This is a genomic window from Nitrospira defluvii (assembly GCF_905220995.1).
Classification (GTDB): domain Bacteria; phylum Nitrospirota; class Nitrospiria; order Nitrospirales; family Nitrospiraceae; genus Nitrospira_A; species Nitrospira_A defluvii_C.
Genome location: NZ_CAJNBJ010000001.1, coordinates 1,318,803 through 1,335,592, shown reverse-complemented (window position 1 = coordinate 1,335,592; position 16,790 = coordinate 1,318,803). Strand labels below are relative to the sequence as shown.

16 protein-coding genes are annotated in these 16,790 nt (G+C 60.7%); 4 read left to right on the top strand and 12 right to left on the bottom strand.

Going from position 1 to position 16,790, the window contains the following annotated elements; all coding sequences use genetic code 11:
• Positions 1 to 15: 15 nt before the first annotated feature.
• From KJA79_RS06490 to KJA79_RS06470, 5 genes are all read right to left on the bottom strand, one after another.
• Positions 16 to 1,917, bottom strand: a complete 1,902-nt coding sequence (locus tag KJA79_RS06490) for a lipoprotein N-acyltransferase Lnb domain-containing protein (RefSeq protein WP_213041166.1) — start codon at positions 1,915 to 1,917, stop codon at positions 16 to 18.
• Between the two features lie 59 nt (positions 1,918 to 1,976).
• Positions 1,977 to 2,486 carry a DUF3015 domain-containing protein gene (locus KJA79_RS06485; protein ID WP_213041165.1) on the bottom strand — a complete coding sequence of 170 codons (510 nt, stop codon included), beginning with the start codon at positions 2,484 to 2,486 and terminating at the stop codon, positions 1,977 to 1,979.
• Between the two features lie 125 nt (positions 2,487 to 2,611).
• Positions 2,612 to 3,097 (bottom strand): metallophosphoesterase family protein, encoded by a 486-nt coding sequence (locus KJA79_RS06480; RefSeq protein ID WP_213041164.1) that lies wholly within the window; start codon positions 3,095 to 3,097, stop codon positions 2,612 to 2,614.
• Between the two features lie 14 nt (positions 3,098 to 3,111).
• A complete protein-coding gene (locus KJA79_RS06475; protein WP_213041163.1) occupies positions 3,112 to 4,245 on the bottom strand; it encodes a M48 family metallopeptidase in 1,134 nt (377 codons plus the stop codon).
• Positions 4,246 to 4,402: 157 nt separating this feature from the next.
• Positions 4,403 to 5,086 (bottom strand): TIGR00266 family protein, encoded by a 684-nt coding sequence (locus KJA79_RS06470; RefSeq protein WP_213041162.1) that lies wholly within the window; start codon positions 5,084 to 5,086, stop codon positions 4,403 to 4,405.
• A gap of 213 nt (positions 5,087 to 5,299) precedes the next feature.
• Here KJA79_RS06470 and KJA79_RS06465 point away from each other — a divergent pair, with 213 nt between their 5' ends.
• The 3 genes from KJA79_RS06465 to KJA79_RS06455 are packed head-to-tail and all read left to right on the top strand — an operon-like array spanning position 5,300 to position 7,442.
• The gene (locus tag KJA79_RS06465; protein ID WP_213041161.1) at positions 5,300 to 5,635 is read left to right on the top strand and encodes a hypothetical protein; all 336 of its coding nucleotides are present in this window, start codon (positions 5,300 to 5,302) and stop codon (positions 5,633 to 5,635) included.
• Entirely contained in the window at positions 5,632 to 6,468 is an 837-nt protein-coding gene (locus KJA79_RS06460) for an HDOD domain-containing protein (protein WP_213041160.1), read from the top strand. The genes KJA79_RS06465 and KJA79_RS06460 overlap by 4 nt, the downstream gene beginning before the upstream one ends.
• Entirely contained in the window at positions 6,465 to 7,442 is a 978-nt protein-coding gene (locus KJA79_RS06455; protein ID WP_213041159.1) for a GGDEF domain-containing protein, read from the top strand. Before KJA79_RS06460 ends, KJA79_RS06455 begins: the two co-directional genes overlap by 4 nt.
• 47 nt (positions 7,443 to 7,489) lie before the next feature.
• Here the strand turns inward: KJA79_RS06455 and KJA79_RS06450 are convergent, their stop codons facing one another.
• The 5 genes from KJA79_RS06450 to KJA79_RS06430 all read right to left on the bottom strand — a co-directional run bounded on the left by KJA79_RS06450 (position 7,490) and on the right by KJA79_RS06430 (position 14,384).
• Positions 7,490 to 7,996 carry a DUF3106 domain-containing protein gene (locus KJA79_RS06450; RefSeq protein WP_213041158.1) on the bottom strand — a complete coding sequence of 169 codons (507 nt, stop codon included), beginning with the start codon at positions 7,994 to 7,996 and terminating at the stop codon, positions 7,490 to 7,492.
• Entirely contained in the window at positions 7,993 to 8,286 is a 294-nt protein-coding gene (locus KJA79_RS06445) for a hypothetical protein (protein WP_213041157.1), read from the bottom strand. Before KJA79_RS06445 ends, KJA79_RS06450 begins: the two co-directional genes overlap by 4 nt.
• A 10-nt stretch (positions 8,287 to 8,296) precedes the next feature.
• On the bottom strand, positions 8,297 to 8,653 hold the full coding sequence (locus KJA79_RS06440; protein WP_213041156.1) for a hypothetical protein: 357 nt from the start codon (positions 8,651 to 8,653) through the stop codon (positions 8,297 to 8,299).
• Positions 8,650 to 9,201, bottom strand: coding sequence for an RNA polymerase sigma factor (locus KJA79_RS06435; RefSeq protein ID WP_213041379.1), 552 nt, complete (start codon positions 9,199 to 9,201; stop codon positions 8,650 to 8,652). Before KJA79_RS06435 ends, KJA79_RS06440 begins: the two co-directional genes overlap by 4 nt.
• Positions 9,202 to 9,695: 494 nt before the next feature.
• On the bottom strand, positions 9,696 to 14,384 hold the full coding sequence (locus tag KJA79_RS06430) for a tetratricopeptide repeat protein (protein ID WP_213041155.1): 4,689 nt from the start codon (positions 14,382 to 14,384) through the stop codon (positions 9,696 to 9,698).
• A gap of 552 nt (positions 14,385 to 14,936) precedes the next feature.
• Between KJA79_RS06430 and KJA79_RS06425 the strand changes: the two genes are divergently transcribed.
• Positions 14,937 to 15,761, top strand: coding sequence for an HAD-IIB family hydrolase (locus tag KJA79_RS06425; RefSeq protein ID WP_213041154.1), 825 nt, complete (start codon positions 14,937 to 14,939; stop codon positions 15,759 to 15,761).
• Between the two features lie 61 nt (positions 15,762 to 15,822).
• Here KJA79_RS06425 and KJA79_RS06420 read toward each other — a convergent pair whose 3' ends face one another.
• A complete protein-coding gene (locus KJA79_RS06420) occupies positions 15,823 to 16,041 on the bottom strand; it encodes a hypothetical protein (protein WP_213041153.1) in 219 nt (72 codons plus the stop codon).
• Positions 16,042 to 16,070: 29 nt separating this feature from the next.
• Positions 16,071 to 16,778, bottom strand: coding sequence for a mechanosensitive ion channel family protein (locus tag KJA79_RS06415; protein ID WP_213041152.1), 708 nt, complete (start codon positions 16,776 to 16,778; stop codon positions 16,071 to 16,073).
• Positions 16,779 to 16,790: the final 12 nt, after the last annotated feature.

Below are 16,790 nucleotides of genomic sequence, written 5' to 3'. Positions count from 1 at the left end.
AGCCGTACAGGCGTCCTAGAAAAACGCCTGCACGGTGAACAGCACGTCATTGTCGTGATCACGGTGGTTGTATTCCAGACGAAGGGCCCAGTTCTGCGCCAGCGTATAGCGTTGTCCGACCGACCAACGGACATCATCGGATTGTTCTCCTAACGCATAGCGAAGATAGCCAGCCGAGGCCAACAGGCGCCAACGCTCGGCAAGATCGACGTAGAACCCTGCCGATGCACCGCCTCCGATCCGATGCCGCTCCTCATACGCCCGGCTGTAATTCCCCTCTACCTCGGCAAACGCAAAGAAGACTTCGCGCCGCAGCAGATGCGTTTCAGCCGACGCGCCGATTCCACCATTGACACTCCAGTTACTGCAGAGTTCACACCCTCGGTGCGTGATGGTCTGCATGCCCAGATTCAATTTCCACGACGGCGCATGAAACAGGCCGTCGATTGGAGAAAGGGACACCACGTTCAGCAAAGTCGCCCGCTCAATCCGCGTCTGCTCGGCCCGGTTGTAGTGTCGCAGACTGAGGGAACCCACTTCGATCTGCGCATCCGGCGTGTACCCGGGCTCTGGATCGAGCAGATCATGATAGGCGGCACGGACCGTGATCTCTTCGAACGTATCATTGTTACGCCAGCCTCCTCCCAGCGACGCACGCGACGTGCGGTGCCCCACGTCCGGCTGGGTGGCAAAGGGGCGTATCGAGATGTCTTCCGATGGAATACGTAGGAGGCTTCGCGCCGTGAGAATCTGTCGATTGTGGACGCGAGCCGATGCCGCCTCGGCTTCATCGCGTTCACCCCTGTAGCGCACATAGTCCGATGCCACATCTAACACAAACGCCTGGCGCGACAAGGGCAGGCTCCGCAGCTCCTCAGACTGCGCGGCTGTCGCATCGCGCACGACTCGCCTGACCAGTTCGTGTTCAGACACGGACAAGTGCTCCCGCTTCCGACGAATGAGGGTGACACGGGATGGGCGAAACGCGATGTCGGTTACCAAACTCGGTTGGGCGGCAAGCAGGCGCACGGTATCCGCGGGGATGGTCCAAAAGCCGAACTGCTCTGTGAGGTGCAACGAGGGGTCGGCATATTCCAGCAATGACAAGAGGTGATACGAGCAATTTTCCTTGAAGAAGAAATAGTCGAAGGACGCGTTCCCCAATTCCCATGCGTGCATCAGCAATCGTCGGATTTGCGGCTCGCCAAAGTTCAGTCGGTACTCCCAGATATCGCGATTCTCCATGTCCCGGTACTCCTGCACTTTGAGGTAGTAGGGAATGGTCGAAAAATACCCCCGATACCCACCGAAAATACCCCGCACGGGATAGGCCAGGCCTTCGTCCTTCGGGACATCGGCGGCGAAATTAATGGTGTAGGCGAGGATGCGCGTCTGAGGCGTCTGCCCTTCCTGATCGATCCGGAGCAGCGTGTGGCCGAACATGGACGCCGGGTTATTCATGAAGGCCGATGGAAACACCAGCGTAATAGACCGAGCGTGAAACTCTTCAATCCATCGTTCGAAGCGCTCGCAAGGCATGGGCGGAAGCTGGCCTGGATCAAAACCAAGACGATCTTGGAGCCACGCATACCGCGCCACAAAGGCACATTGAGCCGGCTGCTTCGATCGACCGACCAACTCCGGTGAAAAGAATTGAGTCAGGGTGGCGTCGAGCTCGGCCTGAGGATTGGTCTTGCCTTTGGGAGAAAGAAAAAATCCGGGTTCGTCTTGTTCGCTCGTATAGCCGCCGAACAGATCCGCGCGATAGTGAAGCAACAAATGCCACTCACGCTCATCAGCCAGATGCGCGTCGTGAGCCCGCTGAAGCAGGTGCGAAAGATAGGGCGACGGTGGCTCCTCCGCCTGGACAGAGATTGCCCAGAGACAGGCGGCCAACAGGAGAGTTAGGAGTTGCACGATCGGGGCAGAACAACACAGGGCCCCGGTCGATGACCGGAGCCCTGGTCGGATATGAATTAGCGGCTGACGACTTGGGCGAGGACGGGGCTCTTGGAGACCGCGTCATTCAACGTCTTCACCAGCGCGACGGATGCGGTCTCACCGTCCTGCACCAGCGCGGTGTACCGCTCCTGGGTCAAGGCGAAGAAGGCTGCATGCTGCTCGCTCGGTACGCCCATCAGGGTCGCCAGGGACGCCAAGTGTTCACCTTTCCCCTGCGCCATTTCCTGCGTCAGGTTCTCGAAGTTCAACAGCGCGAACATCGTGGTCTTTTGATCCGCCATGACTTGACCATCATTCGTACAGCCTGACGTGCCGGAACTGATACCGAACGTCCCGCTGCCAAACGTGCCGTTCGTCGTGGCCATCATGACCTGCGGCGCAATGTTCTTCTGGTTCTTATAATCCGCCCAGGCCAACTTTCCCAGACCGCACCCCGGACCGGTATCAGGATTGGCCGCCATGACCAAGCCGGCCTGTGACGCAACAGCGACCACACCCAACGCAACGATGACTTGTCTCAGCATACGTCCTCCTCCTCTCAACACGTGGATAATTACGCTCGCTCGACCGTCGGACAATCAGACAGCCTGGCGCATTATAGCCAAGCCTCCGCAGCATGTAGAGGGAAAAATCCCCTGCTTGGCTTCGGCTATTCCGCTCGATCGGCCAAGAGGATGTGTCTCGATTCAACGCTATCGTGGCCGAGCAGGAGCACCCCCACCGCTCGGGGCAAGTGAAACCGCTTCGGCCCGGCGGAACCCGGATTGAACAACAATACCCCGTCTCGCCATTCGGCCTTCGGCTGATGCGTATGCCCATACACACACACCGCTGGACGGAGGCGCGCCAACAGATCCATCCCGTCTTTCGTCAGCCGCCCGCCTTCATACAGACGATGGGTGATCGCAATTCGATGGCCCACCAACTCGACGAGCTGCTCGACCGGAACGCCGCTTGCTTCGAATCCGTCCACATTGCCGGATACCGCCGTCACCGGCGCGATTCGTTGAAGCTGCGCGAGGACATCCCCTCGGCCGATATCACCCGCATGCAGAATATGGTCGACTCCGGAAAAATGACGCAGGATCGCCCGATCAAACAATCCGTGCGTATCCGAAATCACCCCAATCCGCATCAGAGGCTCCGGGCCTATTTCCTATGCTCGGATGAACCCAGCGAATCCTGAACCAGCTTCCATTCGAAGGTGAACGGGTCCGGCGCCCGTTTGGGCAACGCGGCCAGTTCGGCCTTCAATCGTTCCGCACGGGCCGCACTCATGGGATGGGTGGAGAGCAGCTCAACACGTTCCTTGTCTTTCTCAGACAAGCGTTCAAAAAATCGGATCATGCCGTCCGGCGCGATCCGCGCATCAGAGAGCAATCGAAGGCCGGTGATATCGGCTTCCGTCTCCTGTGCGCGGCCGAACTTGAGCGTCGCCAGCTCCATACCCAACTGCTTCGCCAGGCCAAGCATGCCCTGCTGATCCCCCAACACAATGCCGACCACAGCGGCCAACCCCAACATTTTGACCATGCGCTCCATGCCGTGCCGTTGCAGCACATGGTTCAGCTCGTGGCTCAAAACCCCGGCCACTTCCTCGCCGCTTTCTGCCTTGTTCATCAAACCGGTAAACACCACCACATAGCCTCCGGGTAAGGCGAAGGCGTTCACCACGGGGCTCTGCACCACCGACACCTGAAATTTGTAGGGACTGTTGGGAATTTTCTCGGTCAGCCGCTGCGTCATCTCCTGCACGGCGCTGACCGCCGGCCCTTCCTTCAGGACTGTCTCCTTGGACAGGAAGTCCTGGTACACCGTTTCGCCCACTTTCTGTTCCCATTCGACGGGGATTCTATCGACCGCCCATTCGACGATCAGATCAGACCCGAACCACAGGAACAGGAACAGGCCAACCAGCACGCCAAGCACGCTGCTCCACAGCAGACGATGGCTGTGCCGCGCGCGCCGGACCTGCTCGGCCGCCCGCTCAAGATGCGCGGTCAACTGTTGCGGAGCTGTGCGGCGGAACGCGACGATCAAGGCCGGATCCTTGAGATACAACGTCCGGACCGATGCGCCGGCTTCCCACGACACCACCAGCTGATCATGATCCAGCCCCCCCGCCTCAACGGACATGGCCGTGAATGCGATAGCCTCTTCGCGAAGCACAGAGTCCCCGACCGGAACCATGGTCAACCCGTTGTCGGATACCGTGACATGACACGGAGCACCCGCGCCCGGCAGACCATCACCAAAACAGAGTGCATTGGGAACGAGGGGCATCTTCAGTACTCAACCCTCTTCACACGGGTGCTCAAAACGGCGGCCAACGCGGCCGCAGGCGAGAAAAAACCGGAGGCGTACCCTCGGGGGTACGTTGAGGATTTTTTCGAACCGAGAACAAAGTTGGCAGGCGTTTTCAGCGCCCGCCATTCAGTCGCTACTCCGAGACGGGGATGAATTGTCGTATCCAATTTCCAAAACTACCGGGATTGCGGCTTTGAATGTAGACAACTCCCGGACCACGGAAGCGACACACGAGTCCTTCACCCGACGTGAGGCTCGCGATCCAGCCGGATGAGGCCTTCTCGATATTGTACGTTGTGGTGGAGGTCCAGGCCACCAGGTGGCTGTTGTCGACGATGTACTCTTCGTTCGGCTTCAGCTCAATTTTATGGATGGCGCCGAAGCTGTTGAGGACGAGCTGGCCGATCCCACCGATTTTGAGGATAAAAAATCCTTCCCCGCCCAACAAGCCGCGCGTGAGGCTTTGCATCTTGCTCTCGATCTTCACGCCCTCCGCGCCGGCCAGAAACCCGTCCTTCTGCACCATGTATTCATTCACACCGTCGAGGTCCAGCAAGACAATCTCACCGGGCACCGTCGGCGCCAGCAGAACCTCACCCGCCCCGCGGCTGGCCCGGAGGGTCTGAAAGAAAAATTTTTCGCCGCTTAACATCTTCCGTGACAACGCGCCCAGGAATCCGCCCTCCATCTTGCTTTCAATGTCGATGGTCGGCGAGGCGGCCACCATGGCCCCGGATTCGGCCTTCACCGTCTCATTGGCATCCAAATACACCCGCACCATCGGAAAAGCTCCGGGATACAAAATCTCACACTTCATCGATCGTTCCTTTCGTCAAACGACAGCCCCTGGTGACCGGCATGATTCTGTGGAATGTCCCCCATCCTGTCAAGCCGACGACACAAAGTCGTATGCCGCCTTGATACTCTCAGCCGCCAGGTTCCTTCACTCCTTTAGATTCAGACGGAATCGACCGATAAGGCACTACCGTATCAGGCCCCTGCACCGTTCGCCCCAGCAGAGACCAGTCACATGAAACGCGTCGTGATCGAAGAACTCACGCCGGGGATGATCCTGGCCAAGCCTGTCACCAACAGCACGGGGTTGGTCGTGCTCCCCATCGGCGCGGAACTGGATGATGCGACCCTGGCCCGGCTCCAACGCCTGGGGCTCCCCTCCGTCTACGTGGACGGCGAAGCCGGTGGCGCCAGCGGGAAGACCCTCGATGAGTTGGAAGCGGAACTCGACCATCGCTTCCGACGCGTGATCGACGATCCAATCCAATACCAGCTTCGTGAAGCAATTCGCCTCCAACTTCGGGCGACACACGGAGTGTCCGATCCTCCGGAGGCACCGCCGACCACATGAGCCCTTCGGCCAAGGTAGACCTTCGACGACGGATTGAGCAGGTGGGGGAATTGCCGACCCTGCCCCATGTCGTACAGAAACTGGCCTCCATGATCGGCCGGCCTAATGTCTCCGCCGAGGAGATCGGCATCCTGATCGAAAAAGACCAAGTGCTGTCGGCCAAAGTCCTACGACTGGCGAATTCGCCGTTTTACGGATTCCCCTCGCGCATCGCCTCGGTCGCCCATGCCGTGGTGGTGCTGGGCCTCAATGTCGTGAAGGGCCTGACGTTGTGCGCCACCGCCTTCGACATGATGCGTAACGCCGGGATGAATGAACTGTGGCGCCACTCCTTGGGCGTCGCCATCACGTCCCACATTCTCGGCACGAAGGCGGGCCTGAAGAACCCGGAAGAAGTATTTGTCGGTGGGCTGCTGCACGATATCGGTAAGGTCGTGCTGTATGTGAAATGGCCTGATGTCGGCCAGCAGATCACGCAGGCAACCAAAAACACCTCCCACTCCCTGATGGAAACCGAACAGGCGCTGTTCGAGGTAACCCATGCGGACGTGGGGGGCTGGCTCGCCACCGCCTGGCATCTCCCGGCCAGCCTGCGGGAACCTATCCTCCATCATCACACGCCGGCGGCGGCGCAAGACGCGAAGCTGCAAACCGCCATCGTGCACGTGGCCGATGTCTTGGTGAAAGGCCTTGCCTGCGGCAACCCCGGCGACGATCTCGTGCCCCCGCTGTCGCGCCAGGCCTGGGAACTGGTCGGCTTGGACGCACAGAGCCTCGCCGGATGTCTCGCCCAAGCCACGGAAGAATTCCAAACCATCGACGACTATTTATGAGTGGGCTTCCTGCCAATCGACGGATCCTGCTCCTGCACAACGACCCGATCGAAATCGAGCGGTTGACGATCGGGCTCAATCGGTCAGGGTTCAGCGTCATCGCCGCCGATGCGGGACGATTGGCCATGCATGAACTGGTGCACGATCCGCCGTGCCTGGTGCTGGCGGCGGAAGGCACGAATGGGCGCTCGGCGGACACGCTGGCCCGGGAGCTACGCACCGATCCTTTCTTGGGGCGGCTGCCATTGATCATCCTGGTGCGGGATATCCGGGTCAACGATTTGGATTGGGCCACACTCGGCATCGACGATTACATTGCCGTGCCCTACCGCCCGGAGGAAGTCCCGCAACGGGTGCGTCTGTGTCTCAGTCGGCTTGAGCGTTCGCTGGACGCCAATCCGCTCACTCGCCTGCCGGGGAACAGCACCATTCTCCACGAAACGACGGCACGGATCGAAAGCGGCGCGCCCTTCGCGCTCGCCTACCTGGACATCGACAACTTCAAATCATTCAACGACCGCTACGGGTACGCCCGAGGCGATGAAGTGTTGGTGGTCACCTGCCGGATTCTCACGACCGTCGTGAGCGAACTAGCGGGAACGGACGGATTCGTCGGCCATGTGGGCGGAGACGATTTTGTGTTTATGAGTGTGCCGACCACCATTGAAGTCATTTGCCAGACCCTGATCAAACGGTTCGACTTGGTGATCCCGGATTTCTACGATCCGGAGGACCGCGCCAAAGGATTCATCGACTCGGTCGACCGACGCGGCAACCACGAACGCTTTCCGATCATGAGCCTGTCGATCGCCGTCGTGACCAATGAACATCGCACCATCTCCCACCCTGGCGATGTCAGCAAGATTGCCTCGGAATTGAAGAAGCTTGCCAAGAGCCAACCGGGCAGTGTCTACGTAAAAGACAACAGAAAGACAGAGACCGAAGACCCAGCCTCCGACTCACACGCAGCCTAGCAATCCGCGGGAGCACGGGAAGCTGAGGGACTGAAGGCGCCCCGCTACTAACGTGAGGATGTCCCCTCCGGAGCCTGGTTGCCGCCATTCCCCCCGTACTGGCGTCGCAGCTCGCGTCGATAGGCACGACGTTCCTCCGGGGACATCGTCTGAAACTTTTCCCGCAATTCCTTCCGCTGTTCGGGAGGGAGCGACCGAAACCACCGTCGGGCATTGCGCACCGACTCACGCTGTTCCAGCGGAAGCTGACGAAACTGTTGAAAACGTTCACGCATCTGCTGTTGTTGCTCCGGCGGAAGCGCTCGCCATTGTTTGAAGCGTTGCTTCGCCTCCTGTCGCTCTTCAGGCGTCATGGTGCCCCACTGTTGGGCACCCTTCCGCAAACGTTGCTGTTTTCGCGGCGGTAACTGATCCCAGCTGTCACTGAACCGCTGCAACAATTGCTGCTCACCCGGACTCAGCTGGTTCCACGGCACCGCTGCCGGATCACCCTGCGCCCAGGAAGGCATCACCCCGATGAACACCAGCATGATTCCTACCAACAGTATGTTCATGGGCCAGTTTCCATGCTCAGCGGGTCACGCGAACGGTCTTTGCCGGACGTTGGCGAGGGCTCCTGTGCAGGCTTGCGAGTTTCCGCGGGCATGCCGTTGAGATTCGGTTTCGGTTCGGCATGGGGCAGCGCAGCATGATCGTCGGTTGAGGTAAAGGGATCGATCCAACGGCCTTGCTCGTCCTGCCAACTGCCCAAGAAATCCAGCAACTCACCATCGGGCTCGTCTGCTGGCGGCGTTGATGCCGGCGCCGCGTCTCCAACCGCGACCGCCAGACAGACCAGAAGCATCAGTCCCGACCTACCCGGTTGTGGCAGTACCATCGGCCAGCCAATCGTAAAACTCGAAGTCTTCAGACAATTCGAGATTTTCCGGCGATTGCATTAGTTCGAGATCTTCCAACAGCAGAGGCGAATGGTTCACGCCATTCACCTGCCACAGCCACATCGTCACCGCCAAAGCGGCCATCGAGGCCAAGGCCAGAGCAGGGGCCCATCGAGGCCAGGGTCGCCGCGTGCGCGACAAGCTGACAGCATTCAGCCGCGCACGCTGCAGTGCGAAAACTGTCTTCCGATCAAGCTCCTCGACACTCTGATCAAGCAGACGCTTCGCCGCTGATGCCAGCGGATCCAGCTGCTCATCCGATCGTTGGTTCATGGCCAATGTGCTCCCAATCGCTGTCGCAAGACCTGCAGGGCACGAAACAAATGGGTTTTGACGCTGCCTTCCGAGCACCCCATGGCCCGCGCCGTTTGTGCCACGTCCAGTTCCTCCCAGATACGCAAGAGAAACGCCTGTTGCTGGCGCAGCGGAAGGGCTTGCAAGGCGACCTCCAATGCCGCACAGGCCCGTTTCCGCTGTACCTCCTCATCGGGTGCGGGCCCCGTCGAGTCGGGAACCTGCTCCAGCGGGTCTTCGCCCTCTTCCTCGTCCTGCGAACCGCGAAAGAACTCTCGCAGCCGATTCCGCACCCGTTCCCGTCGATACCAATCCCGAATGCGGCTTTGAAGAATACAATGAAACAGCGGCCCCCATTCCTCCTCAGGCCGCGCACCATACTTCTGGGCCAGTTTCAGCATGGCATCCTGGACGAGATCCAGCGCCTCATCTTCATTCCCCGTGGCGAGATGCGCCATACGAAATGCGCGCCGCTCAATCCCCGCCAGGAACCGGTCCAATGCCTGGATTCGATCCAGAGAGCCCACCCTCTCACCCAGGCAGAGGTCGCCTGGCTGTCCATCGACGGCTGCGGGAGCATGCCAGCCGCTCATTCCCCCACCCATTTCACATGCATCGAGAGGCCGGCCTCTGGAGAACAACCGGCACTCAACCATCCACCGATGCCCTCTTGCCGATGAGGCCTGCCCTGACAATCCTGCGGAGTCTCGTATGCCTGGGGCCAAAAACCGATGCAACCGCTCCGATTCTCGGCCTGCATCATCATGAAATCAAGGGTCGCTGCAGATCGCACCATGACACTGGGAAACATCCGTGCACTCCCTGATCCGCCCTGCCGGATGGCCGTCCTGTCTCGGTTCCGATGACACGCCGGACGAGCCACTCCCTTGAGAGGAGAAAACGCAGACACCCACGTCCGGTTGACCTGATTTACGATGGGATTTGATCGGGCTGAGAAGAGCCAACGCCCAAGACAAGAGGGATACCAAGCGGCATCGAGGAACAAAAGTGGCGGGAAGGATTATTTGGCGGCGCCCTGATCTATCCCCTTCTTCCCGCCGCTCCAGGCGACCGGCGGAATCTTGGCGACAAGGTCCAGCCGCTCATGCGCCTCATGGTCCTTGAGGTCAGGACCGACGCTGTAGAGGACACCTTTCTTGAGATTCACCAACATCGGCAGGCCCGTGAAGGGGTCATACACGCCTTGTCCGGCCTTGGCGAGCCTCGTCAGCAGGTCTTGTTCCGACGGTGTCCGGCGCAACCACGCCTGCAATGAGGCCAGTCTCAAGCGCGCGTCGGTTTCCAACACTCGACCGGCATAGGCCTCCCAGGTCGGGAGGGGATCGACTCCGACGAGGCTTTCGATGGGATTTAGCACAACATCGCTCACGCCGTACGGAGGCGCATGCACATATTGCGATTGCTTCGGCAAATCGGCATAGCGGCCGTCAGCCGCGGCCTTTCCGGCGACATCATAATACTCGGCATAGGCATTGAACCGACGTTGCTTGGGCAGGGGCAAGACCGCCGCAATCGCACCGTAGAACGGACGGGTAGCAGCCCGGTCACGGCTGATGGCCTCATCCACCGAGTTCGTGGCCAACACGAACTGACTCTGCATCGGCCAGCGAACGGACTGCTCCGCAGGCTCAAGCGGCCGCGCCAGTTTGGCCAACCGGCCGATCTGGCGTTCATCGAGGTCGGGCCGTTGGAACAGCCCCCCCATCACCGCAATGTCGTCATTCATGGCGGCAGCGGCCAGTAACTTCATCGGCATGGTCTTCGCCTGACCCAACACCGTTCGCCACGCCGTCAGATCGGTTTCGAGCCGGGCCACCCCTGTCTCAACATCCTGCGCAAACCCTTCCGCAACATAGAGCCGATGGGTCTGGAGGATCAGGGCGCAGTTCGGACTGATCGGTTTCCCGTATCCCTCGTCTTCAAACGGCTTGCTCAACCATTGTCGATACCGAGCCAACCCGACCTCGTTCTGGGACACCAAGGCCTTCACCCCACCGGCGTTCTGCGATATCTGCAAAGCCGGGTCTGAGGCCTTGAGCCACTTTCCGGCCGCCTCCGCCGATGCGCTTTGTTCCCCGCCGACTCCTGCGCCTTCCCCGCCGAGGCAGGTGAGCGCGAAGGCCTGATCGGCTCCTTCGACGCGTCGGTCCATCCCCACTTGAACCGGATCCTGCGTCGAGGACGCACCGAGGCCGAGGAGAAGGAAATACCCGTTCTTGGTCGAATCCTGCAGCATCTGCTGTGGCACCGATGTCATGTTGCGATAGGCCGCACTCGGCTGCTCCTCGAGAACCAGCCATGTGAGCGCTACTACCGCCACCGTTCCCCCGACGAGGAACAACACCAGCCCGACCAGGGCCAACACCATGACAACCAACGATCGCGTCGTGGACACTCCGGCGCCGACGAGCGAGGCCACCACCTCTCCCACGCGGGTCCACACAGGTTTCCCGGCAGGCCGGCTGAGCGCAGGGCGCTGAGGAGGCTCGTGCACAAGCACCGGGGCAGCCTCTGCCACCGGCTCAAGCACGGGCTCCTCCAGAGGCTCAGCGGGAGTCTCCTCGTGCAACGGCAGCGGAGCTTCAGCTACAGGCGGTTGATCAACAGACGGTGCGACCTCTGCAACCGCACCGGTGTCAGCATGAATCGGCGCGGCGGACTTTTTGAACCAGCGGGTCAACAGGTTCCCGCTGGAGGCAGCGGGGGGCGGCGCTGAGGACGAATCCTCCCAGAGAATCTTCACACCGTCATCGGCCACCGGCTCTAAGTGGGCTGTCGTCGCAGGCGTGGACTCCTTTGCTACGGGGAGCGCGACAGCGTCAGCCGGCACCTCTATCTCCGTCACACCAGCAGACACCACCGGCTCCGGGCCATCCACAGTCTCAACGGGGATGGGGGCCGGGACCGATTCTTCCACCGGAGCCATTGCCGCAGCCTGGATCTCCGCAACCGCCGACGACTGTTGAATGGAATCCGTCGGCACAGGCACGCACTCGATACGTTCAGCGAGGGGCTCACCGGTCGGAGCCTGAAGCGGACTGTCCACCTCGGGGACTGGCATCGGTTCCTGCCCAAGAATGGGAGCATCCTCTGAGGCCGGCGGCTGCACCCCAGCCTCTTCCACTTCAGCGGCGATGGGCTCGACCAATGGCTCAGGCAAATCTGGCGAAACAGTGACCTCCGAGGTCATTTCGATCGGGGCGGGCTCAACGATCTCCTGCACGGCCGTCGCGTCAACAGGTTCCACTACCGGCGTGACCACTTCCGACGCTGAGGCCTCCATCGATGTCTGTTGGCCCTCGGCAAGCGCGAAGTCTGTGACCGGCTCCATGCTGACAGGAGGCGGGGCCTCTGCTGCCGTCGGCATCAGCATGGTGCTCTCGGCCAGACGGAAGGCCGGCTCCGCAGACTGCACTCCCGTGACTGTCGAAAGCTGGTCAGCCTTCGACAACTCTCCCGGTAACAGATCCGGCACCGGTTCATGAATCGTCTGCTGTGTCTGCACGGGCAGCGGGGTCGATTCCCGTTGTGGCTCTATCGGAACATCTGGAGACAGAATCCTGCCCTCCGACGCGGCATCGGCATGCGCGTCCAGGGCGGGAGCGACCACGACGTCCTGTTCGGGGATCTCGTCTGTCGCCGCCGGGCCTGACAGCTCAGGCGCAGCCGGTAACACCAACGTGGGCTCCCGTTCGACACCGGCAGCCTCAGCCGTGACGGGGACACCCTCTGTGTCCGGCTCCTGCCGCGGAATCGTGACGTGCTCCAGTTCGATCTGCTCCCACGGCATGGGTGCCGACAACGAGCGAGCGGCAATGCCCGATTCGCCCAAGGGCTCCACCGCCGGCAGATCGGCCGGCAACGGGTCTGCATCGACACCGTCAGCAGAGTCGGTGACCACGGAAGCAGATGATTGAGCTGGAGGCTGATCGGAAACCAGTTCAGGCGGCTCATGTACCTGGGTCGATGCAGGCTCGGTGGGAGCTTGCATGGCCGCAACTGCCGCAAGAATCTCGTCCCACGTCAGCCCGGAGGACGTGACTTCAGAACGGGCCTGCCCGGCAGCCTGTTCCGACGTCACAGCAGAATCAGTCGCAGGCTGGGCCACCGCTGTTTCGCCAGGCAGCGTGGTTTCCACGCTGGGGCTGTCATCTGTGAGCTCAGCTGGTACAGCTGTCGAACTCGTCCCCTCCTGAACTTGATCCCATGGCATGGAGGCCGGGCTCGTCGGTGCCTGGGCAATCGGATGGCTGCTGGTCTGTGTGAGGACTTCGATGGTGGGAGGCGTCATCTCAGCCGATGCCGAAGGCTCGGTCGGCGGTGGAATCAGGATGGCCGTCTCCTCCACTTGGTCCCAAGGCATGGGTACAGGGGCCTTGGGCACCTCGGCGATCGGGTGAGTCCCACTCTGAGCCAGCACCTCCAAAACAGGAGGCACCGGGTCGACCATGGAGGTTGGTTCCATGACCGACTCAGTCGACTGGACAGGAGCTGGTGCGCTGGCCTCTTCCGCCACGCTCGCTTCCGGAGTTAAAAGGGGAGGGGCGATTGCCGCGACATCTTCCTCGACCTGATCCCACGGCATCGCCTTCGGGCCAGTCGGCGCCTGGGCAATCGGGTGCGGATTGGGTTCCGTCTGGACTTCGATTACAGACTGGGGCACGTCCGCAACCGGAGAAACAGGCACCGCCACCTCTTCCGTCGACGCAGCAGTCTTGTCGCTCACAGGCGGGAGATCGTGAACGACGAGTTCAACGGGCTCTGCCGCACCAGCTGCAAGGACAGGTGCCGGTTCGATAGATACCTCCGGTTCCGGCTTGGCATCAAAATCCACGGCTTGCGCCGGTGCCGGCACTTCGGGCGGCATCTCCTGTTGATTCATCACTGACGCCGCTTCATCCGGCAGGACCGGAGGCGCGATCGCTTCCAGCGCCTCCGTCGATGGCTCGGCTGCCGAGGCGGGCAACACCTCTGGAGTCACTGGCACCGTCGGCACCGAATCCATCTGCTCCCAGGGCATAAGCCCGGCACTCTCCACGGACGAGTCCGGCACCGCCTCAACAGCAGTCGGTTCACTCGCCACATCGGCAATCGTGGGCTGAGGGGCGGCCTGCAACACTTGCCCCGTCACGGTGTCAAACATAGCAGCGAAGCGGAAGGCGACCGGGCTCCCGGGTGCGAGCGCACGAATGCGCGCAAAGAGTTCACTGGGCCGATTCGGGTTCTCGGCATCGGGATCTTCCAGCAAGACTTCGACCGCCTTGCCGTACTCGGCCACCGCAGCCATGACATCGCCCTTTTCTTCATAGACATGTCCCAGCATTTCCAGGAAGGGGACATAACGAGGGCCCGCCGTGAGGTATTCACGCAAGAGCGACTCCGCCAACCAATAGTCCTGGCGCTCCATGGCCTCCCGGGCCAATGATTCGAACGCCGTCCTGGCGCTCATGAGACTGCCCAGCCGCAAATGCAGCGTGGCAAATAGCCGTCGCGCTTCGGCATTGAGCGGATCGAGCGCGAGAAGATCTTTCAACGCAGACGAGGCACGGCCGTACTTGCCGGCGTTCATTTGCGTAATGGCGTCTTCCAGCAACGCCGACTTTTTGTTATAGCCGATGCTGCCCTTCTTCTGGGTCTTTGGCGGGACTTTCTTGTCGGATTTCAGGGGCGGTTTTTTATCGAATCGCACGGGGTAACCCTATGACCTTCCAGATGTGTTGATCGCGCTTTGACTGAGTTGATGGAACGGCCGTTCCACCAGGATCGTGCGAGCCTGCTGGCAACAAGCACGAGAGCGTTCGGGGAAAAGCAAAGGAAGTGCCTTGGCCACAACAATGGTCCTCTTCTGAGCCATGGCGCACGGGGGGTCGGAACTGCCGTTCAGGGCCCTGCCTGTTTGCCAGATGATCCGACAGTGCCATGTAACTATCCTTGTCGGCATCTCTGGGTACGATCTTGATTGGGGATTCTCCTGTGCCAGTTCTGCTACAGCCGAAAGCAGGCCAAATCTCCGACAGGACATGGCAGTCAGGTTCATGGAGTGGGTAGATTGGGGGACCTGCGGGACACCAGAGGGTAAGCCAGAGAGGGCCGGACTCCTTCGTGCGCCGACACACAGTCGACGTTGAACCAACGGGCCTCCCAGCCGGAGCCGGTCCGACCATGCCGGTCGTGTGCCGACACCGGGTTTTATCTGCGGCAGGAGTTCCGTATACTTCCGTGAAGGAGTGCCTCCGTCACCATGCGCCGCATCCTCATTTTTACAGACCTGGACGGCAGCCTGCTCGACACGACGACCTATTCCTACCAGGCCGCCGGCGAAGCACTCGCGCTGCTTGAGCGGCTCGGCGCACCGCTGATCCTAGTATCCAGCAAGACCCGGTCGGAGATGGAGCCGCTTCGCCTCCGACTGAACAATCATCATCCCTTTATTGTCGAAAACGGCGGGGCCCTGTTCATCCCGAGGGGTACCTTTCCCTTCCCAATTGAGAAGGCATCGACTCGGAACGGGTACGAGGTCGTCGAAATCGGCACCCCCTATGCCAGGCTTCGCACCGCGTTGAACAGCATTCGAGAGGAACTCGGTTGTCGGTTGCTGGGATTCGGCGATCTCTCCGTTGAAGAAGTCGCCCACTTGACAGGCTTGCCAGCCGCCGAGGCGCTCTTAGCGACTCAGCGTGAATATGACGAGCCGTTTATTCTGGAAGACGAAGGAGTCGCTTGGGATCGGCTCTGTGCGGCGGCGGCCGCGCAAGGGCTGCGCTGCACCAGGGGAGGACGGTTTTATCACTTGATGGGCGCGAATGATAAGGGCATAGCCAGTAGGATGCTTATGTGGTGGTATGAGCGGTTGTCGGGGCGGGACGGGCAACGGCCGGTGACCATCGGCCTCGGGGACAGCCTCAATGACCGTCCCCTGTTGGCGGAGGTCGACTATCCCATCCTTGTCCGGAAACCTGACGGCTCCTACGATCCGGATGTGCAGCTTCCCCACCTCATCCGCGCAGATGGAGTCGGCCCGGTCGGATGGAACCGGAGTCTCACCGCTCTCTTGTCTCGTCTGTGAGGCTCGGCTGAGCCACACTCTCGTACCACCCTGAGCCAACGATACAGCGGTCGACGCATAATTACCCCTTTGGTGGAGCAGTAGGGCGCCGGCTCTGCAACCCTAGCAACAATCCACCGGCAAACCCTAACCCAACGGCGAAGGCCACCAACCCCAACAACGAGCGGTTGAACCGAAATGGATTCTGGCGCCGGTGCGGGTAGCGGGGCACCGCCGCCTCCCCGCCCAACCAACGTCGTGCTTTCGCCTCGCCATCGATTTCCGAGATTTTATTGGTCATACCATGTCCTTTATACGCACGCTCGGCAGTCATAAGTGCCTCAAATCATCGGGCGCGCCATTGCGCGTACGAACCGACAACCCCCGCTCGAGGTAGTCTTTGGCCAAATCTTTAGCGCCCAGACCAAAGGCGATCGCCCCCGCCATGACTATTCCGCCCAATGTAATACCGAACCCGACGACCACGATATTTTGTGCGATGCCCAGCTGCTCCAGCGCCATCGCGACGGCCAACAGTTGGATGCCCCAGCGGGAACAGGTCGCCACCAGGCGCGCGGGAGGCAGTCCTGCGTTGACCGCAGCGATCAGCACCGCCTGGGAGACGAAGTTGGACAGCAACCATCCAGCAATGAGGATCAGACTGGCCGTCACCAAATGCGGCACGTAGGCCAGGAACGACTTGGCAAAATCGTTGATCGGTTGCAGATTAAGTGCGCCCAACGCGGCGACGGTGGCAAAGATCATCACCAGCCAATAGGCTGCCTGCCCGATCAATCGAGAGGGATCAGTCTTTACTCCACCACGGAGCAAGGCGCCGGTGACACCCAATCGATCGAATAGTCGATCCAGCCCGACCACACGCAACAATCGTTCAAGAGCCTGACTGGCGGTCCACGCCACCACGAGACCCGCGAAGAAAATGATGGACATCGCCAGGAGGCTCGGCAATACCGCGAGCACCTGCCGCGCCATCAACTCCAGAGGGTCGAGGAGACCCTTCTCGAAAAATTCCTTCATAGTTCCCTCCTC

Coding starts and splice junctions, on each gene's coding strand:
- KJA79_RS06480 (WP_213041164.1), bottom strand. CDS start 3,097: ATGCGGATTGGGGTGATTTCGGATACGCACGGATTGTTTGATCGGGCG.
- KJA79_RS06485 (WP_213041165.1), bottom strand. CDS start 2,486: ATGCTGAGACAAGTCATCGTTGCGTTGGGTGTGGTCGCTGTTGCGTCA.
- KJA79_RS06475 (WP_213041163.1), bottom strand. CDS start 4,245: ATGCCCCTCGTTCCCAATGCACTCTGTTTTGGTGATGGTCTGCCGGGC.
- KJA79_RS06425 (WP_213041154.1), top strand. CDS start 14,937: ATGCGCCGCATCCTCATTTTTACAGACCTGGACGGCAGCCTGCTCGAC.
- KJA79_RS06465 (WP_213041161.1), top strand. CDS start 5,300: ATGAAACGCGTCGTGATCGAAGAACTCACGCCGGGGATGATCCTGGCC.
- KJA79_RS06460 (WP_213041160.1), top strand. CDS start 5,632: ATGAGCCCTTCGGCCAAGGTAGACCTTCGACGACGGATTGAGCAGGTG.
- KJA79_RS06450 (WP_213041158.1), bottom strand. CDS start 7,996: ATGAACATACTGTTGGTAGGAATCATGCTGGTGTTCATCGGGGTGATG.
- KJA79_RS06455 (WP_213041159.1), top strand. CDS start 6,465: ATGAGTGGGCTTCCTGCCAATCGACGGATCCTGCTCCTGCACAACGAC.
- KJA79_RS06415 (WP_213041152.1), bottom strand. CDS start 16,778: ATGAAGGAATTTTTCGAGAAGGGTCTCCTCGACCCTCTGGAGTTGATG.
- KJA79_RS06420 (WP_213041153.1), bottom strand. CDS start 16,041: ATGACCAATAAAATCTCGGAAATCGATGGCGAGGCGAAAGCACGACGT.
- KJA79_RS06440 (WP_213041156.1), bottom strand. CDS start 8,653: ATGAACCAACGATCGGATGAGCAGCTGGATCCGCTGGCATCAGCGGCG.
- KJA79_RS06470 (WP_213041162.1), bottom strand. CDS start 5,086: ATGAAGTGTGAGATTTTGTATCCCGGAGCTTTTCCGATGGTGCGGGTG.
- KJA79_RS06445 (WP_213041157.1), bottom strand. CDS start 8,286: ATGCTTCTGGTCTGTCTGGCGGTCGCGGTTGGAGACGCGGCGCCGGCA.